The organism is Neoroseomonas eburnea, from assembly GCF_018129005.1.
Classification (GTDB): domain Bacteria; phylum Pseudomonadota; class Alphaproteobacteria; order Acetobacterales; family Acetobacteraceae; genus Neoroseomonas; species Neoroseomonas eburnea.
The window spans coordinates 257,028-280,293 of the sequence record NZ_JAAEDL010000003.1 but is presented as its reverse complement, the minus strand read 5'-3'; the positions used below and the strand labels follow the sequence as shown (position 1 = coordinate 280,293).

General features: G+C 74.1%; 15 protein-coding genes. 4 read left to right on the top strand and 11 right to left on the bottom strand.

What is annotated here, in order from left to right; genetic code table 11:
- Positions 1-191: 191 nt before the first annotated feature.
- The 8 genes from GXW74_RS05240 to GXW74_RS05205 form a co-directional block, all read right to left on the bottom strand.
- Entirely contained in the window at positions 192-1,148 is a 957-nt protein-coding gene (locus GXW74_RS05240) for a LysR substrate-binding domain-containing protein (RefSeq protein WP_211845248.1), read from the bottom strand.
- 105 nt (positions 1,149-1,253) lie between these two features.
- A complete protein-coding gene (locus GXW74_RS05235; RefSeq protein ID WP_211845246.1) occupies positions 1,254-2,576 on the bottom strand; it encodes a serine/threonine protein kinase in 1,323 nt (440 codons plus the stop codon).
- 69 nt (positions 2,577-2,645) lie between these two features.
- Positions 2,646-3,389 carry a metallophosphoesterase family protein gene (locus GXW74_RS05230; RefSeq protein ID WP_211845245.1) on the bottom strand — a complete coding sequence of 248 codons (744 nt, stop codon included), beginning with the start codon at positions 3,387-3,389 and terminating at the stop codon, positions 2,646-2,648.
- 7 nt (positions 3,390-3,396) lie between these two features.
- Positions 3,397-5,244, bottom strand: a complete 1,848-nt coding sequence (locus tag GXW74_RS05225; RefSeq protein ID WP_246522888.1) for a polysaccharide biosynthesis/export family protein — start codon at positions 5,242-5,244, stop codon at positions 3,397-3,399.
- Positions 5,234-6,430, bottom strand: a complete 1,197-nt coding sequence (locus GXW74_RS05220; RefSeq protein ID WP_211845244.1) for a capsule biosynthesis protein — start codon at positions 6,428-6,430, stop codon at positions 5,234-5,236. Before GXW74_RS05220 ends, GXW74_RS05225 begins: the two co-directional genes overlap by 11 nt.
- Complete coding sequence (locus GXW74_RS05215) at positions 6,399-7,037, bottom strand: ABC transporter ATP-binding protein (protein ID WP_246522887.1); 639 nt, start codon at positions 7,035-7,037, stop codon at positions 6,399-6,401. The genes GXW74_RS05220 and GXW74_RS05215 overlap by 32 nt, the downstream gene beginning before the upstream one ends.
- 6 nt (positions 7,038-7,043) lie before the next feature.
- Complete coding sequence (locus tag GXW74_RS05210) at positions 7,044-7,835, bottom strand: ABC transporter permease (protein WP_211845242.1); 792 nt, start codon at positions 7,833-7,835, stop codon at positions 7,044-7,046.
- Complete coding sequence (locus GXW74_RS05205) at positions 7,832-8,206, bottom strand: DVU3141 family protein (RefSeq protein ID WP_211845240.1); 375 nt, start codon at positions 8,204-8,206, stop codon at positions 7,832-7,834. Before GXW74_RS05205 ends, GXW74_RS05210 begins: the two co-directional genes overlap by 4 nt.
- Positions 8,207-8,353: 147 nt before the next feature.
- Here GXW74_RS05205 and GXW74_RS05200 point away from each other — a divergent pair, with 147 nt between their 5' ends.
- Genes GXW74_RS05200 through GXW74_RS05185 form a run of 4 tightly spaced genes read left to right on the top strand, consistent with a single transcriptional unit; the run spans position 8,354 to position 13,672 of the window.
- Entirely contained in the window at positions 8,354-10,240 is a 1,887-nt protein-coding gene (locus GXW74_RS05200) for a capsular polysaccharide export protein, LipB/KpsS family (RefSeq protein ID WP_211845238.1), read from the top strand.
- Complete coding sequence (locus tag GXW74_RS05195) at positions 10,240-11,472, top strand: capsule biosynthesis protein (RefSeq protein ID WP_211845236.1); 1,233 nt, start codon at positions 10,240-10,242, stop codon at positions 11,470-11,472. Before GXW74_RS05200 ends, GXW74_RS05195 begins: the two co-directional genes overlap by 1 nt.
- Positions 11,469-12,260 (top strand): SDR family NAD(P)-dependent oxidoreductase, encoded by a 792-nt coding sequence (locus tag GXW74_RS05190; RefSeq protein ID WP_211845234.1) that lies wholly within the window; start codon positions 11,469-11,471, stop codon positions 12,258-12,260. The genes GXW74_RS05195 and GXW74_RS05190 overlap by 4 nt, the downstream gene beginning before the upstream one ends.
- On the top strand, positions 12,257-13,672 hold the full coding sequence (locus tag GXW74_RS05185) for an LTA synthase family protein (RefSeq protein WP_211845232.1): 1,416 nt from the start codon (positions 12,257-12,259) through the stop codon (positions 13,670-13,672). The genes GXW74_RS05190 and GXW74_RS05185 overlap by 4 nt, the downstream gene beginning before the upstream one ends.
- Positions 13,673-13,737: 65 nt before the next feature.
- Here GXW74_RS05185 and GXW74_RS05180 read toward each other — a convergent pair whose 3' ends face one another.
- The 3 genes from GXW74_RS05180 to GXW74_RS05170 form a co-directional block, all read right to left on the bottom strand.
- Positions 13,738-14,526 carry a formyltransferase family protein gene (locus tag GXW74_RS05180; protein WP_211845230.1) on the bottom strand — a complete coding sequence of 263 codons (789 nt, stop codon included), beginning with the start codon at positions 14,524-14,526 and terminating at the stop codon, positions 13,738-13,740.
- A gap of 185 nt (positions 14,527-14,711) precedes the next feature.
- Entirely contained in the window at positions 14,712-16,025 is a 1,314-nt protein-coding gene (locus tag GXW74_RS05175; protein ID WP_211845228.1) for an aminotransferase class I/II-fold pyridoxal phosphate-dependent enzyme, read from the bottom strand.
- Positions 16,022-23,248 (bottom strand): type I polyketide synthase, encoded by a 7,227-nt coding sequence (locus GXW74_RS05170; protein ID WP_211845226.1) that lies wholly within the window; start codon positions 23,246-23,248, stop codon positions 16,022-16,024. Before GXW74_RS05170 ends, GXW74_RS05175 begins: the two co-directional genes overlap by 4 nt.
- Positions 23,249-23,266 lie beyond the last annotated feature (18 nt).

Below are 23,266 nucleotides of genomic sequence, written 5' to 3'. Positions count from 1 at the left end.
CGCCTTCTCGCGCCCTCAGGCGCCGGGCGCAAACCTCCGGTTCGCTTGGCTTCGCCGGACCACCGGCGGGCCGCATTCGCGGCCTCGGCACGCGTCAAGAACTCGTGCCGCTGGCATGACTTCGTCTGTCAGTTCCCAAGTGCCAAAGAAGGGAGGGGGCTCGGGGGAGGTTCCCCTCCCCCGACCTTCCCTTACTGCGCCGCGGTCGCCATCGTCGGTACCAACCCCGCCTCCGCGGCCGCGGCCTGCGTCTCCCGCGCCACCAGCGCGCGCAGCCAGGCATGCCCTGCATCGCGCCGTCGGGCCTCGTGCCAGACGAGCCAGATCGGAATGTGGATCGGCGGCCCGGGCACCCCGGTGACGATCATGCGGAAGTCCTCTTCCGCGATCCGCGCCATGCTCTTCGGCAGCACGCCGAGGTAGTCGGTGCGCGAGATGACGAAGGGCACCTCGAGGTATTCGCTGACTGTCAGGCGGCTCTCTGCCATCAGGTCCCACAGCCGGCCGGACAGTGCCTTCGGCCGGCGTTCCGGCGCGCGGCGATGGCAGCGGATGAATTCCTCCTGCGCCAGCTCCTTCCAGCCCATGCCCTTGTGCGCGCGCGGGTGCGCCCGGCGCGCCGCGATCACCAGGCTGTCGACGAACAGGCGCTTGTTGACGAAGCGCTCGTCCTCCGCCGGGATCCAGTCCACCGCGAGGTCCAGCATGCCCTCCCGCATCAGGCCGTGGGCGTCGTCGGCAAGGGTGCGCGTGTCGAAGCGCAGCCGCACGCCTGGCGCGACGGCGAGCGCCGCATCGCGGAGCCGCAGCGCATAGACCGGCCCCATCGGGTGCGGGATGGCGACCTCGAAACGGCGCGTGCTGGTGGCGGGGTCGAAGCCGCGCGCCTCCTCGACCGAATGGCGCAGCGCCTCGAGCGCGCGATGGATCTCGGGGAAGATGCGGTTGGCGACGGGCGTCGGCGTCATGCCGCTCGCCACCCGCAGGAAGAGCTCGTCGCGGCAGGTCTCGCGCAGCCGCGCCAGCGCGTGGCTGGTGGCCGACTGGCTCAGCCCGAGCCGCGCGCCGGCGCGCGACACCGAACGCGTGTCGTACAGCGCCTCGAAGACCAGCAGGAGGTTGAGATCCATCCCGCGCAGCGACGCCATGCCTGCCCTCCTGCCGCCTTTTCCGGGCGGCGCCGCTTCGTCACGGTATCGATTTGGGCCCGGAAATGCCCGCGCTTCAAGCGGATGTTGGCTGGCTGCGGTCCCTCACTCCGGCTGGCGCCGGCGTACGACGGTGACGCTGCATGGTGCCTCCGCCGCGACCTTGCCGGCCACGCTGCCGAGCAGCCGGCGCGAGAAGGACGACGCGCGCGCCCCGAGCACCAGATGGTCCACCCGGTTCGCGCGCGCATAGTCGAGGATGGCATCCGCCACGTCCGCCGCCTCCAGCACGTGGAAGGTCACGCGCCCTTCCGGCAGGCCGAGCGGCATGGCCCAATGCCGCAACTCCAGCAGCCGCTGCACATGCCGGTTCCGCCCCTGGTCGTCGAGCGTGCTGTCGATCGTGAGCAGCGCCGATTTCAGCACGTTCACGCAGGCGAGCCGCGCGCCCGGCCGGTTGGCAAGCATCTTCTGCACCTGGTTGCGCAGGGCATCGGCGAGAATCTCGGGCGTCTCGGCGAAGTCCAATGCGACGGCGAGGATCGGCGCCGCCTGGATCTGCCGCGCGGTGGCGAAGGCGCGCCGCCGCGGTTCCTGCTGGCGCAGCCGGCGGCGCAGCACGGTCAGGAAGCCGTCCCGCCGCATCTTCTCCGCCCGATCCGTCAGCGCGACCTGGCCGGGGTGACGCAGGTCGAAGGCGAGCTGCGCCGCGGTCGGGTGACGCCGTTCGGGATCGACTTCGAGACAGCGCAGGATCGCCTCCTGCAGCCAGGGCGGGATGCCGGCGCGCCTGCGACGCGGCGGCACCGGGTCCCGCCAGAGCCGGCGCTTGACGCCCTTGAGGTGCTGGGGCTCGCCGAAGGGCAGGTCGGCGGTGGCGAGCTGGTACATCAGCGCGCCGAGGGAGAAGAGGTCGCTGCGCGGGTCGTTGCGGATGCCGAGCGCCTGTTCCGGCGCCATGTAGGGGACGGTGCCGTAGGGCAGCCGGAACTCTTCCGCCATCAGGTCGGGCAGCAGCTCGTGATGTGCCAGGCCGAAATCGACCAGCACCGCCTCGCCGGTTTCGCGGAACAGGATGTTGGCCGGCTTCACGTCGAGGTGGACGACGTGCTGGTGGTGCAGGGCGTCGAGCGCGTCGGCCACGGCGGCGCCGATGGAGGCCACTTCCTCGGCCGGCAGCGGCAGGTCGCGCAGCCGGATCGACAGCGGCGCGCCCTGGATGCGCTCCATCACGATGTAGGGCTCGGTTTCGAAGCCGGCCTGCGCGACGAAGCGCGGCACATGCGGCCCGGACAGCCGCGGCATGATCATCTGCTCCATCTCGAAGGAGACGATCGCCGCGGGGTCCTCGCCCTCGCGCAGCCGCGGCACCTTCATCAGCAGCGGAAGATCCTCGCCCTGCCGCGTGACGGTCATCAGAACGGCCATGCCGCCCTCGTGCAGCACCTCGCCGACTTCGAAGCCGTCGATCTTGCGCGGCAGGATGCGTCCCCTCTCTCAGCGTCCCAGGAACAGCCGTTCGGCGAGGCCGACCGGCAGGCCGGCGGCGCGGATCTTCGTCGCCGCGGCGGCGATATCGTAGGGCACGCGGTGCCAGGTCGCCTGCATCGGCACGGTGTCGAGCATCAGGTAGCAGGCGGCCGGGTTGCCGTCCCGCGGCTGGCCGACGGCGCCGAGCACCGCGAGCCAGCGCCGCCCGCGCGCGAGCGGGATGGGCGCCCCGCCCACCGGCACGAAAGGCGTGAGCTTTCCCGTCTCGCCCAGGCTGTAGAGCGCCGGGCGGTGCACATGGCCGCAGATGGTCACATGCGCCGCCGTCGCCTCCATGCTGCGCCGGGCGGCTTCCCCGTCGGTCACGTAGCGCCAGCGCTCGGGCGCGGAGGCATCGGCGTGGACGAAGAGGCAGCCCTCCTCCTCCGCCGTCAGCGGCAGGGTGCCGAGGAAGCGGCGATGCGACTCGCGCAGCCGGGGCCGTGTCCAGGCGATGGCGGCGGCGGCCATCTCGTTCATGCCGCTGCCGCCGGTGCCGATCGCGGCCTCGTCGTGGTTGCCGAGCAGTGCGATCGCGCCGGCGGCGACCAGCGTGATCGCCAGTTCGAGCACGGCCTCGGGATCTGCGCCGTAGCCCACCAGGTCGCCGAGCAGCACGATGCGCTCCGCGCCGCGTTCCTTCGCATGGGCCAGGCAGGCGCGGAACGCCTCCAGGTTGCCGTGGACGTCGGCGAGGATGGCGAGGCGCATCCGGCGATCAGTTGTTGGTGAAGACGCGGGCTGCGAGCGCCACCTGGAACAGCGCCGTGACCAGGTCCCGCCCGAACAGCCAGTACTTCGGATCGAGATAGGGCAGGGCGATCAGCTCGTCCCCGGGACGGGGCGCCACCTGCGGGTTCAGGATCGCCTGGCCGGACGGCCGGCGCAGCATCAGCGTGGACATGCGGCCGCGCTCGGTCAGCCCGCCGGCGGCATCGATGAACTGCTGCGTCGACCAGCCATCGCGCCAGACGACCGCCTGCGGCATGTTGACCTCGCCTTGCACCATCACGGTCTGGGATCGCTCGGGGATGACGATGATGTCGCCGTTCTCGAGCCGCAGCGGCGCGCAGGCGCCGTCCTGCCCCATCACCACGAGCCGCCCTTCCGGCTGCACGCGCCGCGCGCGGGAGATGTACTGGGAGACGAGGTTCGCCTCCGCCGTGCGCGCCTCCGCGACCGAGCCCGTGGGCGCGGGGGAGAGGAAGAGCTGCCGCTCCAGCCGGTCCAGCGCCTCGTCGATCGCGCGCTTCTGCTGCAGCGCGAGCGAAGGGCGCAGGATGAAGACGCCCTCGGTGTTCGCGAGCCCTGCATCCACCGCGATGTGGTCGAGGATCTGGCAGACGGTCATGTCGCGGTCGGCCACCAGCACGGAGGGGTAGAGCCGGCTGCCCTCGATGTTGACGCGGATGGTCCGCGTCGCGACGTCGGCGACGAAGGTGACGGTGTCCTGGTCCTGCAGCGTCTGCTGCGCGAGCTCGCGGATCGTCATGTAGCGGGAGAAGGGTTGCGCGTTGCGCACGCCGCGCACCACCGCGTTGGTCGCGGCGGGCAGCGGCCGGGCGAGCTCGACCAGGTCCCGCCCCGAGAGCGAGCCGCGGCTCGTGCTCTCGAACAGGTAGTTGTTGCGCACCGCCCCGTCGGCGCCGACCATCGCGCGCTGGCGGCCGACCACGATGGTGTCGCCTTCCTGCAGGCGGAGCTGCGGCAGCCTGCCGTCGAGCAGGAAGCGGTAGAGATCGACGTTCGCGATGATGCCGCCGCCGCGGGTCAGCGCGATCTCGCGAAAGGAGCCGCGGCCCGGATCCACGCCCCCCGCGCGGACGAGGAAATCGAGGATGCTGTCCGAGGCGACGCCGGCATAGCGGCCCGGCGCGCGCACGAACCCGGTGACGAAGACGCCGATGCGCTGGGTCGAAAGCGTCGTTGCATAGACCTGCACCTGGGAAGTGTAGACCTTGCGCACCTCGGATTCGACCACGGCCTGCAGGTCGCCGACGCGCACGCCGGCGACGCGGATCGGCCCGATATTCGGCAGGAACAGGTTGCCCGCCGGGTCGATCACGCCGACCAGCTCGGAATCGACGGCGCCCCAGGCGCGCACCGAGACGCGGTCGCCCGGCGCCAGCACGTAGTTCGGGTTCGGCGCCTCCGAGGAACTCTGCGCCTGGCCGGTGAAGAGGGACGCGCCGAAGACCGTGGTGGCGGGGCCCGACAGACGCGCCTGGTCGCCGAGCGGCGCGACGAGGGAGGCGCCGCCCTCCGCCTGGGTCGGGCTGCCCATGCGTTCGGTGCCGCGCTGCTGGCCGGGGATGTCGGCCAGGCTGCGCTGGTCGAAGATGGGCGGCGGCTGCGCGGCAGGCGTGCCGGAGGGCGTCGTCACCACGCCCTGCTGCTGCGTGCCGGACTGCCCGAGCAGCGGGAAGCCCGGCAACTGGCCCGGCACGCCGCCGATGCCGGTGGCCAGCGAGCGGGAGGAGGATTGCGCCACCGCCTGACCGGCCGCCATGGCCCCGATCGCCAGCGCCAGCAGCAGCGCGAGGCAGCGCCGCAAGTCAAACCGCATGTTCGCGCATCCCCGCCACGAGCAGCCACCCGATCCCGAAGGCCACGCAGAGTCCCATGAAGATGCTCGCGACACTGATCAGCTTCCGCGGATAGAGGGGGTAGACGGCAAGGTTCGGCTCGACGACGCGCGAGAGGTACATCTGCTGCCGCTGCGCTTCCATCCGCGCCGTCTCGAGGCTGGCGGTGGCCGAGGCGAGCTGCCGGTCGGCGAATTCGCGTTCCAGCATCAGGCGTTCGAAGGTGCCGAGCTGCTGGGCGAGGGCGCCGTCGCCGCGGGTGCGGCGTGAGCGTTCGGCCGCGATCTGGCGCTCCAGCGCCTCGATGCGGTTGCGCGTGTTCTGCAGCGCCGGATTGTCGGGCCGCATGAAGGCCATGCGCTCGCGCAGTTCCGCCTGCGCCGCGACGACCGCGGATTCGAGCGCGGAGATGGTCTGCACCGCCGCCTGCGCCGTGCCGGCGCTGTCGAGGTCCTGCTGCTGCTCGCGGAAGCGTGCCAGGGCTTCGCGGCTGTTGGCGACGCGGCGCTCGGCGATGGTGACCTCGTCCCGCGCGACGCGGAGCGCGTCCTCGCGCGCGCGTTCCGAGAGGCTGTTCACCAGGGTTTCGGAGAGCTGCAGCAGCGTCTCGGCGAGCGCCTTGGAATCCTCGGGGCGGAAGCTGCGCACGCGCAGCGTCATCACGCCCGTCGCGGCGTCGAAGGTCGCGCTCACCATGTTGTTGTAGTAGCGGGTCAGCCGTTCCGGATCCTCGTTCCAGAGCCGGGCGAGGCTGTCGGCCTCCTCGCGCTGCCAGATGTCGATCAGGTTCAGCCGCTCGTTGGCGCGCATCACCGCGTCGTGGGAGAGCAGGAAGTCGCGCACGCTGTTCGCCTCGCCCGAGGCGGAGGCCCCGCCGCCCGCGCCCACCGCCGCGGAGAGCATGGTGCCGAGCGAGAGCTGCGGCGCGTCGGCGCGCGAGCGGACGACGAAGCGCGCCTCGGAGACGAATTGCGGCGCCGCGATGCCGTAGAAGTAGATGATGGCGAGCAAGGTCGGCGCCAGCACCCACCAGGTGAAGGGGTGGCGCAGGAAGCGTCTCAGCCGCCGTTCCGGCCTGCGCGGCGGCGTGTCCGGAGCCGGGCTCCAGGTCGCGACCGGCTCGGCCGGGGCGACCTCAAAGGCTGTTGTAGGTGGCGAGAGCTTCATCGATGTCTTCGTAGAAGGTGAGGGTGCCCTGATCCAGCACCGCCGCCCGGTTGCAGAGCTGGCGGACGAGGGAAGGCTGGTGCGTCACGAGAATGAGACCGGCCCGCTGCAGCCTTGCCGCGAAGGCCCGGCCGAATTTCGTGTCGCCCACCGCCAATGCCTCGTCCACCAGGAAGCAGTCGAACTCGACCGCGAGCGAGATGGCGAGGCCGAGGCGCGAGCGCATGCCGCTCGAATAGGTGTGGACCGGCATGTTGAGGTATTCGCCGAGCTCGGCGAAGGATTCGACGAACTCGACCGTCTCCTTTGCCGGGCGTCCGTAGATGCGGGCGATGAAGCGCGAATTGTCGGCGCCCGAGAGCGCCGGCTGGAAGCCGGCCGCCATGCCGATCGGCCAGGAGACCGACATGGACCGGCGGATGGTGCCGCGTGTCGGCGCCTCGACGCCGCCGAGGATGCGCACGAGCGTCGACTTGCCGGTGCCGTTGCGGCCCAGCACGCCGACGCGCTCGCCCTTGCGGAACACCGCGTTGACGCCGCGCAGCACGTGCTTGCGCCCGACATTCATCGGATAGGACTTCTCGATGCCGATGAGCTCGAGCGCCATCGCCGCCTATTCCAGGCCCAGGCGGTTGCGCACCAGCCGCAGGCCGGCGAGCCCGAGCAGATGCGGCACCAGGATCCAGCCCGCGACATAGGACAGGTCGTAGACCGGCCGGTAGGTGTCGCCGAACTGGCCGTCGCGCAGCAGCTCGAAGATGTGCACCGTCGGCACCCAGAGCACGATCTCCTGCATCCACTCGGGCAGCCAGTCCACCATGAAGAACAGGCCGCTGAAGGGCAGCATCAGGTAGGACATGGCGTGCACGAAGCGTTCCAGCCCATCCCACTCGCTGGTCGCGGCACCGATCATCAGCGCCAGGCCCTGGGCCAGCAGGAACATCAGTCCCATCGAGGCCAGCATCTTCACCGGGCTGTCGGGAAACTCCCCGCCCATCGCCACGGCGGCGAAGACGAAGACCACCATCACGCCGGTGCAGGCGATCGATTCGATCAGGTGGCGGGCATAGAACAGGTCGGGCAGGGTGACCTGGCGATGGTAGAGCAGGCCCCGGTTGGCCCCGATGGTGCCGGAGGCGCGGTTGACGATGCCGCGGAAGTTGAAGAACAGGATGTAGCCGATCGCGAAGAACTCGAAGTTGCTGCGGATGCCGTCGGTGCCGCGGACCTGGTGGATCACCGCGATCATCGTGCCGAGCAGCAGGGGTTCGAAGAACAGCCACAGGTAGCCCAGCCGGTGCCGGCCGAAGCGCGTGTGCATCTCGCGGATGATCAGCGCGCCGATCACGCGCAACTGCATCCGCGCGCAGTCGATCAGCAGCGGCCGGGACGCGCTTTGGCTCACGGAGAAGCCGTGGCGTTGCGGATCAGCGGGCGCGCCTCGCGCCAGCCGGTGCCGGCGCGGCAGAGCAGCCGCGTCTCGGTTCCGCCGCCGGTGCGGACCAGGACCTCCCGGCATTCCCGTCCGCTCGCGGCGGCATAGGCGCGCACCATCCGCACGCGGGCGGTCTGCCCTGTCCCCGCCAGCACGACGCCATCCTCCGCGCCGGGCGAGGCGGAGGCGGCGAAGGCGACCACCGGGTCGGTGATCGGCGCCGGCGCATCCGCGATCGAGGACGCAGCGCCGCCGCCTGTCTCCGCGCAGGCCGCCAGAAGAAGCGCGACGAGGCCCCCCGTCGCCAGGCCGCGTCCGAACCGGTTGAGGCCAACGCCCATCCGCATGCAATCCTTGGTGCTTGTGGCGCCGGAACCTAGCCTTTTGCCACGGCTTACGCAAAAACAAGACGGTGCGGTTGACTGCCACGATCGCGTGCGGGGCAACCGCTCCGGCCATACAATCTTTCGCATCGGGATAACGAAGGCTTGCAACCCGCGCGTGCAGATTCCTCCCCCGGACGCCTCCTTGCGGCGGGGAACCTGCTCCGGCGCTGGCCACACCTGCCCGCCTTCTTCCCGGAGGAGCCGCTGCGGCCGCTGCCGCCGGTTGCGGCCGGCGAGGATCGCCTCGCCCTGCCGGTCGAGGACCCGGCGCCGGCCGCCTGGGGCGGGCGCGTCCTGCGCCTTGCCGCGGGCCCCTTCGCGCCGCCCCGCTTCGGCGCCCGCCTCGTTCCCGCCGTGCTGTTCGCCGCCGAGGACCCGGACCCGGTCGCCGCCGCGCTCGCCCGCGCACCGCCGCCGGAGGCGCTCGCCCGCGCCGCCGCGCTTCGTGCCCTGCTGCGGCAGGCAAGGATCGGCGGCCCCGCCGGCCTGCCCGACCCGGGCCCCACCGCGATCGGCAGCGGGCCGGGGGAAGCCGTGCTGGTCATCGACCCCTGCGACCCGGCGCGTGCCGCGGCGGCGGCGGCGCTCTGGCGCCGGGCCGAGACGCTCGCCGCCGGCCGTCCCCTGCTGGCCTGCCGAGATCCGGAGGCCGCCCCTGACGCGCGCCCGGTCCTGCCGGCGACGCGGCCAGGGCGGTTCTCCCCCTGGACGCTGATCGATGCGGCCGCGGCGTTGCACGCCCTCCAAGGCCCCACTGCGCTGCTCGCCGCCCTCGCCGGCGTGCCGGGCACGCACGCGGACGGCCTCGCGCTGCTCGCCGCGCTGGCTGCCGCGGCGCGCTGCGCCGACCCGGTGCGCAACCGCCCGATCGCGCTTGAGGAGGCGATCCCGCTGCTCGGCGCCTGGCGTGTCGAGGAAGCGGCCAATCGCGGCATCGCCGTCTGCCTCGGCATGGCCTTCTGGAAGCGCCGCCGCATGGCGGCCGCGCTCGCCTCCGCCGCCGGTCCGCCCGCCTTCGTCCGCCGCACCGGCCCGGCCATCGCCCAGGCCCTGCGCCGCGGCGGGGCGATCGCCGCCTGGCCGAGTCGCGCACCCGCCGACCTCCTGCCGCGCGCGCGCGCCGCCGGCGTGCCGGTGGTCTGGGTGGAGGACGGCTTCATCCGCTCGGCCGGGCTCGGCGCCGGCTTCCTGCCGGCCGCCTCGCTGACGCTCGATTCGCGACGGCCCTGTTTCGATCCCTCGGGGCCGAGCGACCTCGAAGTGCTGCTCGCCACCGCGGAGTTCCCGCCGGCGCTGCTCGCCCGGGCCGCGGCGCTGCGGGCGACGCTGATCGCCCGCGGCATCACCAAGTACAATCTTGGCGGCGAGGCGCCGATGCTGCCCGCGACACCGGGCCGGCGGCGCATCCTGGTGCCGGGGCAGGTGGAGGACGACCTCTCCGTGCGACTCGGCGGGACGGCTGAAGTGCGCGGCAACCTGGACCTGCTGCGCGCCGTCCGCGCCGCCAACCCGGATGCCTTCATCGCCTTCAAGCCGCATCCGGATGTCGAGGCCGGCTACCGCCGCGGCGCGGTGCCGGATGCCGAGGCCCGCGCGCTCGCCGACGCCGTGCTGTCCCGCGTGCCGATCGCACCGCTGCTCGCACAGGTGGAGGAAGTCCATACCCTGACCTCGCTGACCGGCTTCGAGGCTCTGCTGCGCGGCCTTGCCGTCACCTGCTGGGGCCGGCCGTTCTACGCCGGCTGGGGGCTCACCGAGGACCGTGCGCCGCTCGCGCGCCGCGTGCGTCGCCTCAGTGTCGATGCACTTGTCGCGGGTGCGCTCATCCTGTTTCCCCGCTATCAGGACCCCGTGTCGGAACTCCCTTGTCCGCCCGAAGCGCTGCTCGACCGCCTGGCGGATGCCGCCCCCTGGAGGGGTGGGCCGATCGCGCGGCTGCGGCGCTGGCAGGGACTTGCGATGGCGCGCCTGCTGCCGGGGCGCGGCTGATGCCGCGACGTTCCTTCCTCTTCCTGCAGGGCCTCGCGACGCACTTCTTCGTGCGCCTGGGGGATGCGCTCGCCGCGCGTGGCCATGCGGTGCACCGGGTGAACCTCAGCCCCGGCGACCGCCTGTTCTGGCGCCGTCCCAACGCCACCGACTTCACCGGACGCCCGGAGGACTGGCCCGCGGCGCTGGCCGCGCTGATCGAGGCGCACGAGGTCACCGACCTGGTGATGTTCAGCGATTGCCGGCCGATGCATGTCGCGGCGCTGGACCTCGCGCGCAGCCGCGGCGTCACCTGCTGGGTGCTGGAGGAAGCCTATCTGCGCCCCGGCTACATCACGCTGGAGAACGGGGGCGTGAACGCCAATTCGCCGCTGCCGCGGAACGCCGGCGCCATCCTGGCGCTGGCGCGGGGCCTACCGCCGGCGGCGCCGGAGACGGCCTCCGCCGGCTCCTTCCTGCGCCGCGCCACCGATGACGTCCGCTACAACGTCGCCAATCAGCTCGGCCGGCGCCGCTTCCCGCACTGGCGGACGCATCGGCAATGGAACGCCTTCCACGAATATGCGGGCTGGATCGCGCGCGGGGCGCTGCGTCCCGCGCGGCGCGCCATGGCGCGGCGGCGGCTCGCGCGCCTGCTGGCCTGGTCCGGGCCGGTCTTCGTCCTGCCGCTGCAGCTCGAAGGGGACTACCAGCTTCGGCTGCATTCGCCCTTCGCCAGCCTGCGTGACGCCATCGCGCGAATCGTCGCCTCCTTCGCCGCGCATGCGCCGCGCGACGCGCTGCTGGCGGTGAAGGGCCATCCGCTCGACAACGGCCTGACAGCCTGGGGCCGCATCGCGCTCGATGAGGCGCGTCGCGCGGGTGTCGGCAACCGTGTCGTGTGGCTGCCGGAACTGCCCTTCGGCCCGGTGCTGGCGCCGGCCGCCGGGGTCGTCACGGTCAACAGCACAGCGGGGCTGCAATCCCTGCGGGAAGGCAAGCCGGTGGTGGTGCTCGGCAGCGCGCTCTACGACATTCCCGGCCTGACCTTCCAGGGCGGGCTCGACCGCTTCTGGACCGAGGCCACGCCGCCGGACATGGCGCTGGTCGATGCGCTGCGCCGCGTGCTTGCCGCGCATGCCCTGATCCGCGGCGGCTTCTTCGACGACGCCGGCATCGACGAGGCGGTGCGCAACGCGGTGGCGCGCATGGACGCGCCGGTCAGCCTCGCCGCGCTGAAGGCGGCGGAATGAGCGCGCCGCTGCCGCCGCCCCGCTGCATCGTCGTCTCAGGCGCCTCCCGTGGCCTTGGTGCCGCGCTGGCCGAGCGGCTGGCAGCCCCCGGCGTCGTGCTCCGCCTGGTCGCGCGCGGCGCGGAGGGCCTCGCCGCCACCGCCGCGCGCTGCGCCGCGCAGGGGGCCGAGGTCGAGACCGCCGCGATCGACGTGCGCGACGGCGCCGCCCTCGCCGCGCGGCTGCTGGCGTGGGAGGCGGCGCGGCCGGTCGATTGCGTCATCGCCAATGCCGGCATCTCCCGCGGCGTCGGCCCCGACGGCGCCTGGGAGGGGCTGGACGGTGCGACCGCCCAGGCAGCGGTGAACCTGCTCGGCGCCATGCACCTGGTCGAGCCGCTGCTGCCCGCGATGCGCGAGCGCCGTGCCGGGCGCATCGCGCTGGTCGCCTCCGTCGCCGCCTATCGCGGGCTGCCGGATGCGCCGGGCTATGCCGCCTCCAAGGCCGGGCTGCGCGTCTATGGGGAGGGGCTGCGCGCGGCGCTCGCCCCAAGCGGCCTGTGTGTGACGGTGGTGCTGCCGGGTTTCTTCGACAGCGCCATGGGTGCCCGCTGGAATGGGCCGAGGCCGCTGGCCATGGGGCTCGATCGCGCCGCGGACATCACCCACCGCGCCATCCTGCGCGGGGCGCGGCGCTGCGCCTTCCCGCTGCCGCTCGCCGCGCTGCTGCGCGTGGTGGACGCGCTGCCGGCGGGGCTGTCCGACTGGGCGGTGCGGCGGATGCGCTTCAGCATCGCGCCCGAGGCGTGATCCCGGAGTTCCACCTCCTGGCCGGTGCCCTGCTGCCGCTGCCTGCCTGGGCCTGGCTGCGGCACGGAGCGCGGGCGAGGGCCTCGGCCTGGATGCTGCTGGACGCGGCGCCGGTGGCGGCGCTGTTCCTGGCACTCCTGGCGGTCACCGAACGGCCGGTGCTGGCGGGCGGGCTGGCAGCCGGCGCCTGCGTGTTCCTCGCCGTCGCCGACCGCGCCAAGCGCGCGACGCTCGACGAGCCGCTGGCCTTCACCGATGGCGGGCTGCTCTGGCAGGTGCCGGCGCATCCGCGCTTCTACCTGCCCTTCGTGCCGCGGGCGGTGCTGGTCGGCGGGATCGGCGCGGGGGTGCTGGCCTTCGTCGCGGTGCTGGTGCTGGAGCCGGCGGTGGCACTCGGCCTGACCGGGCGCGCGGCCCTGCTGGCGGCGGCGCTGGCGCTGGCCGGGCTGGTGCTGCGGCCGTTGCCGCTGCTGCGCGGCGCGGCCCTGGCGCGGGACCCGGCGCGGGATGCGGCGCGGTTCGGCCCGCTTGCCACCTTCGCGCTGCATGCGCGGCTTGCGGGGACAGAGCGGCCCGCGCGCCGCGCCGCGCATCCGCCCGCGCCGGCCGTGCTGCGGGCGGATGAGGTGTCGCCGCATCTCGTGCTGCTGCAACTCGAATCCTTCTGCGATCCGCGCCGCTTCGGGCTGGCGCAGGCGATGCCGTGCTGGGATGCGCTGGCCGGGATGGCGCTGTCGCACGGGCGGCTCGCGGTGCCGGGTTTCGGCGCCAACACCATGCGGACGGAATTCGTGGTGCTGACCGGGCTCGACGATGCGGCGCTCGGGCTCGACCGGCTGAATCCCTATTTCCGCTTCGCGCGGGCGCCGGTGGCGTCGCTCGCCTGGGCGCTCGGCGGGGCCGGCTACGGGACGGCCTGCCTGCATCCGTATGATCCGCGCTTCTTCGGGCGCGACCGCGTGCTGCCGGCGCTCGGCTTCCGTCGCTTCGAGGCCGCGGACGCCTTCGCCGGCGCGCCGCGCGAGAACGGGCTGGTGACGGATGCCGCGCTCGGCGCGCGGATCGCGGCGGAGATCGCTGCCGCCGAGGGACCGTTGTTCCTTTACGCCATCACCGTTGCCGCGCATGGTCCCTGGCCCGGGCCGGACCCGGCGGCAGGCTGGGCGGCGCGCATGGCGGCGACGGATGCGATGCTCGGGGTCGTCGCCGATGCCGCGCGCGCCTGTGGCCGCCCTGTCGTGCTGGCGGCCTTCGGCGATCATCGCCCGTCCCTGCCGGCGATGCGCCGCGGCACCGACACCGACCACCTGATCTGGCGCAGCGATGTCTTGGCCGGTGGGGCACGTCAGGATCTCGACGCCGTCGGCCTGCATCGTGCGGTGCGCGCCGCGCTTGGCATGCAGTCCAGGTAACGGGGTCCAGGGGCCTTTCGGCCCCTGGCAGAGCGGGACGGGGGAGACGGCGTCTCCCCCGGTCTCTACGCCGCGACGCCGCCCAACTCCCGCGCCACGCGATAATCGCCGAATCCGGCCAGCCCGACCCCGGCCTTCGCCGCCGCCTTCAGCGCCGCCCGGTCCGGGAAGGGCCGATAGGGCAGCGCCGCCACCTCCCGCCCGCGCTCGCGCCCCGCCGCGATGTCGTCGATCACCTGCAGCAGCATCTCGGCGCCCGCATGGTGCAGCGCCCGCGCGATGCCCGAGACGGTGGCGCCCGCCGGCAATGCCACCGCGCGCTGCGCCAGCACCGCGCCGGCGTCGATGCGCGGCGCCAGGCGATGCACCGTCACGCCGAAGTACCCATCGCCGTCAACGGCGGCCCAGAAGCACGGCATCGGCCCGCGATGCAGCGGCAGCAGGGAAGGGTGCAGGTTCACCCCGCCCCGCGTCGCCAGCGCGATCGTCTCCGGCGACAGGATCTGGTCGAAATGACAGGTGACGATGAGATCCGGCCGCGCGGCTTCGAGAGCCGCCTGCCCCGCGCCGTTGATGTCGTGGATCACCACCGGCCGCAGGCCCCGCGCGGCGGCCGCGGCGGCGAGCGGGCCGGCGCCGCGCGGACGCAGCAGGCGCGGCGCGGCGAACTCCACGAACAGCCAGGGGAGGATGCGCGGCCCGCAGCGGGCGACGATCTCCCGCGTGCGCGCCACGCCGCCACGGAAGGGGTCGGAGATGCCGAGGAAGACCACCTCCTGCGAGGTCTCGCGCAGCACATGCGCGGCGGCGGCGGCGCTGGCGGTGCTCTCCAGGGTCAGCAGGGCGATGCGCATGGTCACGGAGCGCCGGGGGAGGGGAACCTCCCCCGGCACCCCCTTCCTTCCTTGCGGCTCCGCCCTCGCATGAGGGGCGCGCTAGAGCAGATCCCGATCAGGTGGAATCACCTGATCGGGCAAAGATGCTCGCGAAAACAAGAGGCCGGAGCGGTTGCCGTGAGCCAAGGCGAACGGAAACCACTCTAGCCGTCGATCTCGGCGGGCTGGGCGCCGGCCATGGCAGAGCGGACGGCGGCGATGGTGCCGCGAAGCTGCGCCTCGCTGTGCTCGCATGAGAGGAAGAAGCGCAGGCGGGCGGAACTGTCGGGGACCGCCGGATAGAGGATGGGCTGCACGTTGACGCCGCGATCGAACAGCGCCTGCGACAGGCGCGCCGCGCCGACCGAGGACCCGACGATGACCGGCACGATCGCCAGGCCGTTCGATGTGCCCGTGTCGAGCCCCGCTTCCTTCGCGAGGCGCAGGAACATCGACGCATTGGCCTGCAGACGCGCGACGCGCTCCGGTTCCGCATGCAGGATGCGCAGCGATTCCAGCGCGGCGGCGGCGAGCGCCGGCGCCATGCCGACCGAATAGACGAAACCCGGCGCGGAGTGCTTGAGCCACGCTATCAGGTCGGCATTGCCCGCGATGTAGCCGCCGCAGCCCGACAGCGTCTTGGACAGCGTGCCCATCCAGATGTCGACATCCTTCGCATCCACGCCCCAATGCTCGTGGATGCCGCGGCCGGTGGCGCCGACCACGCCCATGCCGTGCGCCTCGTCGACCATCAGCCAGGCGTCGTGGCGGCGCGCCATCTCGACGAAGCGCGGCAGTTCCGGGATGTCGCCATCCATGGAATAGTGCCCCTCGATGACGATCAGCGCGCGGCGCGCCCCGCGACGGGCGGCGGCGAGCTCCTTCTCCGCCGCGCGCCAGTCATTGTGGGCGAAGGCGATGCGTCGCGCCCCCGACAGCCGCGCTCCCTCGGCGCAGGAATTGTGGATGGCGGCATCGTGCAGGATCAGGTCGCGCGGCCCCATCAGATGGCCGAGCACCGTGACGTTCGTGGCATGGCCCGACACCAGCGCGAGCGCGGCATCGACGCCGTAATGCGCCGCCAGAGCCTCCTCCAGCGCCGCATGCACGGGCCTTTCGCCGGACACCATGCGCGACGCCGAGGCCGAGACGCCGTAACGCTCGATCGCCGCATGCGCCGCTGCCAGCACGCGCCGATCCCCGTTCAGCCCGAGATAGTTGTAGGAACCGAAATTCACGACCTCCCGGTTGCCGATGCGGGTCGTCGCCCCGGCGATGCCCTCGTGCGGGCGGAAGAACGGGTTTTCGAGGCCCAGCGCGCCGGCGGCCTCGCGGATCAGCTCCATGTCGCGCTGGCCCGGCAGCTCGCGGAAAGCGCGCGCCGTGCGGGGGGCTGGCCCCTTCTCCTCCCTGCGCTTCGACAGGCGCTGCAGAAGGGCGAGGCGCGCCGTCGCCGAAAGCCCGAAGCCCTGGGTCATGGCTCTGCCCCCACCACCGCCGGGGCTGGCTCGTAGGCATCCATCAGCGACTGCAAGGCCTGCTCCGCCCGGTCCTCCAGCACCACGCCGGCGATGCGGCCGGCAAGCATGGCGATGGTCAGGTCCTCCGTTACCGCCGCCAGCGGCACCTGAACGCCGAGGCGGCGTTCCAGCGCCATGCGCAGCTCCAGCCCGCCGAGGGAATCGAGCCCCAGCCCCGCCACGGGCGCATCCGCCGCGATGGCCGCGATCGGCAGGCGGAGGATGCGGGCGATCTCCTCCTGCGCCAGGCGCACGAGCCTGTCGCGCGCTTCCTCTGGCGGCAGGGCGCGCAGCTCGGCGCGCAGGTCGGCGCCCTCCGCGCCGCCCTCGCGCGCCGTGCGCACGGCGGCATAGGCGGGTTCGGCGAGCACCGGCAGGGCGGAGGACAGGCTCGACCAGGTGACCCGCGCAAGATGCGCCACCGGCACGCCCGCCCTGAGCAGCGCGGGCAGCGCCGAAAGCGCCTCCTGCGCCGGCATCGGCGCGACGCCGGTGCGGCGTTCCAGTGTCCCGGCGGTGACGGCGTCGCGCGCCAGCACGCCGGTATCGGCGATCGGGCCCCATCCCACGGCGAGCGCGGGCCGGCCCTCGGCCTGGCGTCGCCGCGCGATCGCCTCCAGCGCCATGTTCGCCGCGACGTAGTTGGCCTGGCCCGGATTGCCGAAGGCCGTGGTCGCCGAGGAGAACATCAGGAACAGGTGCAGCGGGTCGTTCGCCGTCAGACGGTCGAGATTCTCCGCAGCGGTCACCTTGGGCGCCAGCACGGCGGCGAAGCGTGCCGCATCCATGGTGGGGGCGGCGCCGTCCGCGAAGGCCGCGGCAGCATGCACCACGCCGCGGATCGGCGGCTCCTCGCGCCGCAGCCGCGTGAGCAGCGCGCCAAGCGCCGCGGCATCCGTCGCGTCGCAGGCCTCGATGCGCGCGCGGGCGCCGAGCGCGGCGACCGTGCGCAGCGCCGCGCCCGCCCCCGGTGTTTCTCCGCCGCGGCGGGAGACCAGCGCGAGATGCGTCGCCCCGTTGGCCGCCAGCCACTTCGCGCATTCCAGCCCGAAGCCCTGCACGCCGCCGAGCACCAGGTAGGTGCCGTCCGCATCCGGCCGCCATTCGGCCGGTGCCGTGCCGCCCAACGCCGCCGGTGGTCGGATCACCAGCTTGCCGATATGCGTCGAGGCCTGGAGCGTGCGGAACGCCATCTCCGCTTCCTCGGGCGCGAAGGCCGCGTGCGGCAATGGCAGCAGCGCGCCTTCCGCGAGCCGCGCGGTGATGTCGGCGAGCAGCGCCTGCGCGAGCTCGGGCTTCGCCCGCGGCAGCGCATCCGCATCCACCGCGAAGTAGGACACGTTGCGCCGGAACGGCCTGAGCGGCGCGCGGCGGTTCTCGACGAAGTCCCGCTTGCCGAGCTCGATGAACCGCCCGAAGGGCGCGAGGAGGCCGAGGCTGCGTTCCATCGCCTCGCCGGCCAACGAGTTCAGCACCACGTCGACGCCGTCCGGCCAGACAGCGCGCAGGGCGTCGGCGAAGCCGGCATCGCGGCTGTCCAGCACGAGGTCGGCGCCGGCGAGGCGCAGGAAGGCGCGCTTCTCCGCGGTGCCGGCGGTGGTCGCGACCACCGCCCCGGCAGCCTGCGCGATCTGCAGCGCCGCGAGGCCGACGCCGCCCGCCCCGCCATGGATCAGCACGCGCTCCCCGGGCCGGATGCGCGCCAGCGTCTCCAGCGCATAGGAGGCGGTGATGAAGGCGACCGGCACGGTGGCGGCCGCTTCCGGCGCCATGCCGGCGGGCAGCGGCGCCAGCGCCTCGGCCCGCGTCAGGGCATGGGTGGAGAAGGCCGATGGCGCGAAGCCGAACACAGGCTGACCGGGGCGGAGCGCGACGCCGGGGCCGACGGCCTCGACCACGCCGGCGCATTCCATGCCGAGGGTCGGGCCGGCGAAGCCGTCCATCAGCGCATCCTCGGGCAGCAGCCCCTGGGCCCACATCAGGTCACGGAAGTTCAGCCCGGCGGCGTCGATGCGCAGCCGCACCTCGCCGGGGCCGGGGGGCGGGAGGGCCGGCTCCGCTTCCCAGGCCAGCGAGCCGATCTGCCCCGGCTGGCCGACCGCGAGACGGCGCGCGCCGCCGCCGGCCGGGGCGGGCAGGCCGGCGGAGAGGCGCGGGGTCATCCGCCCTGTCGCGGCGATCGTGACTTCGGGCGCGTCGGCGCCGAGTTCCGCAGCCAGCCGCCGCGCCGCCGATTCGGGCGCGAGCGAGGCGTCCAGCGTGATGCGGCGCGGCCTGAGGTCCGGCATCTCGTTCGCCAGCACGCGGCCGAGGCCGGTCAGCGCCGCCGCCTGCGCGGCCGGCCCGGCGCCGACCAGCGCGAAGCCTGCGGCGGCTCCCTGGGCGGCCTCCGCCAAACGCGTCGCCTGGGCCAGCGCCTCGGCCAAGCTGTCATCGCCAAGCAGCGCGACGACCTGCGCGCCCTTCAGCTCCCGCGGCGCCGGTGGCGGCGAGAGCGGGCGGGCCTGGACCGCGTGCCCCTCGGCCCGCAGCGCGCCTTCCAGCGCCGTGGCGAGCCGCTTCGCGCCCTCCGCGGCGAAAACCGCCACGCGGCGCGGCTTCGGTTCGGCAGGCATGATGACGGAGGGAGCGCGCGCCGCCAGCAGCAGCGCCGGCCAGGGCGCAGCGGCGAGCGGCAATGCCTCCGGTGCCTCGAAGCCGGCCTCGGCGAGGGCGTGGTGCCAGGCCTCGCCATCGGGCAGCGCGCCGTCGCCACCTTCCCACCAGGCAGGGTCCTGGCCGAGCGCGAAATCCCATAGCCGCCCGGGGGCGGGCTCGGCGAGCAGCAGCAGCGCGCCGGGCGCGGCGGCACGGCGCAACGCGCGGGCCAGCGCCGCCCCCGACCGCCCACGTGCCCCGACGGCGAGGCCGATGACGAGGTCTGCCGGCTCCACGCTGCCGCTCGCGGCCAGCGGGTCCCACGGCGTCCAGGAGAAGGCGATGCCCTCCGCGGTGGGCGGGGCGGCGCCGGCGCGGGCTTCCCCGGCGGCGCGGTAATCCACCTGCCGTCCGCTGGCGGCCAGCGCGGCGACGGCGCGGCGCGTCAGCGGCCCGCCGGCGCCGAGTTCCAGCACGCGCAGCGGCCGCCCCTGCGGCCAGCGCGCGGCGATGGCGGCGATCGCAGCCTCCATCACCCCGGCCAGCCGCGCGAAGGCTCCGGCCTCCGGCGGCGGGGGCGCGGCGGGGCGCGCTTCCCCGGCGAGCGCCGCCGGCAGCGCCTCGGCGGCACGGGCGAGCCAGGCCATGTCGAGGGCGAGCCGCGGCTGCTCGGCCAGCACGGAACGCCAGATCTCCTCCGGCGGCGGCAGCGGCTGGTCCTCCGCCAAGCGCCAGGTGCCCCGGGTCTCCTCGGCGAAGCCGGCCTCCGCCAGCCCGCGCCACAGGGCGCGGCGATAGGGCGTGACGAGCGGCGGCGCGCCGGCCAGGGCGGCAATGGCGACGGCGGCGGCGAATCCCTCCAGCAGCAGCGCCGCCTCGGTCATGTCGGCGGCGGCATCCGCGGCGCGTGCGGCCTCCAGCGCCGCTTCGGCATCGACCGGCGCAGGGACCGCAGGCAGCGCCGGCGCGGGCACAGGGTCCAGCCGGAAGGCATGATCCGCCGCGGCGAGCCGCCCGGCGAGGCGCACCCGCTGCAGCCACACATCCTGGCAGGTGGCGACGACGGCGCCCGCCGGGTCGCGCAGCACCAGGTCGGCGGCGAGGAAGCGTTCCCCCCGCCGGGTCAGCGCGATATCGGCGGCGACCGGCGGCTCGGCGCCGCGCCGCACGGCCAGGCGGCCGATGCGCACCGGCACCAGCGACTGCCCCTCCGGCCGCACCACGGCGGAGAGCAGCGCGATCAGCCCCTGCAACGCGCCGTCGAGCAGCACGGGGTGGAGCAGGAAGCCCTCCGCCGGCGGCGCGGCCTCCGGCAGGCGCAGCGCGACACGGCCCCGCGCGGCGGTGTCGTCCACCAGCACGCGTTCGACCGGCTGGAAGGCCGGCCCGTAGTCGAGGCCGCAGCGCGCGGCGACGGCCACCACCTCCGCCCCGGCCACGGTCCGGCCGGCGGTCTGCGGCGCGTCCGGCAGCACCGGCAGGCGCGGCAGGGCAGCGATGCGGGCCCGGGCCGAGAGGCTCCAGGGCTCCTCGGCCAGCCGGCGGCGGCTTTCCAGCGCGAAGCCGCCCTCGGCGTCAGCGGTGGTGCGCAGCTCGCGGCCGCGCTCGGCTTCGAGCGCGAGCGGGCGGAGGATGGCAAGATCCGACACTTCCAGCGCCGGCGCCTCCGGATGCAGCGCGGCGGCGGCCGCGAGCGCCATCTCGGCCATGCCGGCGGCGGGCAGCACCGCTTCCCCCATCAGCCGATGGTCGGCGAGCCAGGGCTGCAATTCGGTGTCAAGGAAGGCCGACCAGATGCCGGGCTCCGCGCCGGCGCGGATGCCGAGCAGCGGATGCTCCCGCACCGGGTCGGTCAGGCGGGCGCTCTCGACCGTGCGGGGGAACCAGGTCGGGATGCGGGCGAAGGGCGTCGGCGGCAGGGCGCGCGCGGCGGGACCGGCAAAGCCCGCGCCGCCGCGCGGGTCGGCGCCGCGCGCCACGGCGCGGTCGGCGACGGCGGGGAAGGGGTCGCCCGGTGGGTCGCGGCGCGACAGGCTGGCGAGCACCGCCGCCTCGCCGGTGTCCTCCCGCAGGCTTTCGCGCAGGTAGGATTGCAGGACGGGGGAGGGGCCGATCTCCAGGAACAGCCGCGCGCCCATGCGCCCCGCCTCGCGCGCCGCATCGCGGAAACGGACGGGCTCGCGCAGGTTGCGCCACCAGTAGGCGGCGGCGGCCTCCTCGCCCGGCAGCGCCGCGCCGGTGACGGTCGAGACCATCGGGATCGTGCCGGCCCGCGGCGCCAGCGTCGCGAGGTCGGCGAGCAGCCCCTCCCGCACCGGCTCCATCGCCGCGGCGTGGAAGGCGTAGTCGAGGTCGAGCGGCACGGCGGAGAAACGTGCCTGCTCCGCCGCCGGGCAGAGCCGCGCGATGGCCTCGGCGGGCCCGGCCACGGTGATGGCGGAAGGCCCGTTCACCGCGGCGATCTCGAGCCCCGGCCCGCAGGCTCCGAGCAGCGCCGCCGCCGCCTCGGGCGAGGCGCCGATCGCCGCCATGCGCCCGGCGCCCCTGGTGGCGTGCTGGTGGGCGCTGCGCGCGACGATCAGCCGCGCCGCCTCGTCGAGCGGCAGGATGCCGGCGCACCAGGCGGCGGCGACCTCGCCCACCGAATGGCCGAGCACCATGGCCGGGCGGATGCCCTGCGCGGCCAGCGCGCCGACCACGCCGACCTGCACCGCGAAGAGCAAGGGCTGCGCGACATCGGTGCCGGCCAGTGCCTCGGCCGTCACGCCACGCGCCAGCGCCGCGAGCGGCGACCAGCCGAGCACCGGCGCGAGCGCCGCATCGGCCTGCTTCACCGCCGCGCGGAAGGAGGCGGAGGCGGCGAGCGCCCCCTTCGCCATGCCGGCGTATTGCGCGCCATTGCCGGAGAAGACGAAGGCGAGCGCGCCGCGCACGGCCTGGCCCTGCTCCGCGCCGGCGGGCTTCTCGCCGGCGGCCCAGGCGTCGATCTTCGCGGCCAGCGTGTCGCCGTCCTCGCCGCGCAGCACCAGGCGATGGGTCGCGAGGTCGCGATGCCGCGCCACGCCGCGCGCGAGCGCGGCGGTTTCCCCGGCCTCGGCGCCGTCCAGCCGGTCGCGCCAGCGTTGCGCCAGCAGGCCGAGCGCCGCTTCCGAACGCGCCGAGAGCACGAGCGGCGGCGTAGCGCGCCCACGTGGTTCCACGCGCGGCTTCGCCGCCGGCGCGCGGCCGACCAGCACCGTGGCATTGGTCCCGCCGAAGCCGAAGGAATTGATGCCGACGACGCTGTCCGCGGCGACCGGTGCCGGCGAGAACCGCGTCTGCACCGCGATGTTCAGCTCGGCGAAATCGATCTCGGGGTTGGGTTCGCGGAAATGGAGCGAGGGCGGGATCGCGCCCTTCTCCAGCATCAGCAAGGATTTGAGCAGCCCGGCCATGCCGGAGGCCGCCTCCAGATGGCCGATATTCGTCTTCACCGAGCCGATCGGCAGCAGCGCCGCACGACGCTGGGCGATGGTGGTGCCGATCGCCCAGGTCTCGGCCGGGTCACCGACGCGCGTGCCGGTGCCATGCGCCTCGAAGGCGAGGAAGCGGTCGGGCGCGATGCCGGCGCGGCCGATGACGCGCTCCATCAGCGTCGCCTGCGCCATGCGGTTGGGCAGCGACAGGCCGATTGTCCGCCCGGCCGCATTGGCCCCGCTGCCGAGCACGACGGCACGGATCGCATCGCCCGCCGCGACCGCATCCTTGAGCCGCTTCAGCACCACCACGCCCGCGCCTTCCGCGCGCACATAGCCGTCCGCCGCCGCGTCGAAGGCCCGGCAGCGCCCGGTGGGGGAGAGCATCCCCGCCTGCGAGAAGCCGATGAAGGAATAAGGCGAGAGCAGCATGGAGACGCCGCCCACCACCGCCGCCTCCAGCGCCGGGTCGTCCTCCAGCGCGCGGATCGCTAGGTGCAGCGCCACGAGGGAGGAGGAGCAGGCGGTGTCCACCGTCTGCGCCGGCCCGCGCAGGTCGAAGACGTTGCCGATCCTGTTCGACAGGATCGACAGCGCATTGCCGGTCATGAAGAAGCGGTCGGCCGCCGAGGGGTCCGACAGCCGCAGCTCCGCATAGTCGGTGGACGACCCGCCGATGAAGACGGCGAGGTCGCGCCCGGCCAGCTTCTCGGCCGGCCAGCCCGCATCCTCGAAGGCTTCGGCGGCGACTTCCAGCAGCACGCGCTGCTGCGGGTCCATCTCGGCGGCCTCGCGCGGGGACAGGCCGAAGGCCTGGGCGTCGAAGCCCGCCGCGTCGCCGATGGTGCCTGCGGCGAAGGTGTAGGCGCGGCCGGCCTCGGATTTGCGCGGATGCAGCCAGCGCGCCTGGTCGAAGCGGTCCGGCGGGATGGCGGTGACGGCGTCCCGCCCTTCCGCGAGCAGCGTCCAGAAGGCGTCGAGGTCCGGCGCGCCCGGCAGGCGGCAGGCGGCACCGATGATGGCGATTCCATCGCCGGCGAGGCGCTTCGGCCGATCCGGTCGCCGGCCCGGCCGCCGAGGCGTGGTCATGCTGCAATCCGGCCGGAC

Bases quoted from the DNA above. Each gene is read 5' to 3' on its own strand.
- GXW74_RS05240 (WP_211845248.1), bottom strand. From the start codon at position 1,148: ATGGCGTCGCTGCGCGGGATGGATCTCAACCTCCTGCTGGTCTTCGAG.
- GXW74_RS05235 (WP_211845246.1), bottom strand. From the start codon at position 2,576: ATGGCCGTTCTGATGACCGTCACGCGGCAGGGCGAGGATCTTCCGCTG.
- GXW74_RS05230 (WP_211845245.1), bottom strand. From the start codon at position 3,389: ATGCGCCTCGCCATCCTCGCCGACGTCCACGGCAACCTGGAGGCGTTC.
- GXW74_RS05225 (WP_246522888.1), bottom strand. From the start codon at position 5,244: ATGCGGTTTGACTTGCGGCGCTGCCTCGCGCTGCTGCTGGCGCTGGCG.
- GXW74_RS05220 (WP_211845244.1), bottom strand. From the start codon at position 6,430: ATGAAGCTCTCGCCACCTACAACAGCCTTTGAGGTCGCCCCGGCCGAG.
- GXW74_RS05215 (WP_246522887.1), bottom strand. From the start codon at position 7,037: ATGGCGCTCGAGCTCATCGGCATCGAGAAGTCCTATCCGATGAATGTC.
- GXW74_RS05205 (WP_211845240.1), bottom strand. From the start codon at position 8,206: ATGGGCGTTGGCCTCAACCGGTTCGGACGCGGCCTGGCGACGGGGGGC.
- GXW74_RS05195 (WP_211845236.1), top strand. From the start codon at position 10,240: ATGCCGCGACGTTCCTTCCTCTTCCTGCAGGGCCTCGCGACGCACTTC.
- GXW74_RS05190 (WP_211845234.1), top strand. From the start codon at position 11,469: ATGAGCGCGCCGCTGCCGCCGCCCCGCTGCATCGTCGTCTCAGGCGCC.
- GXW74_RS05180 (WP_211845230.1), bottom strand. From the start codon at position 14,526: ATGCGCATCGCCCTGCTGACCCTGGAGAGCACCGCCAGCGCCGCCGCC.
- GXW74_RS05175 (WP_211845228.1), bottom strand. From the start codon at position 16,025: ATGACCCAGGGCTTCGGGCTTTCGGCGACGGCGCGCCTCGCCCTTCTG.
- GXW74_RS05170 (WP_211845226.1), bottom strand. From the start codon at position 23,248: ATGACCACGCCTCGGCGGCCGGGCCGGCGACCGGATCGGCCGAAGCGC.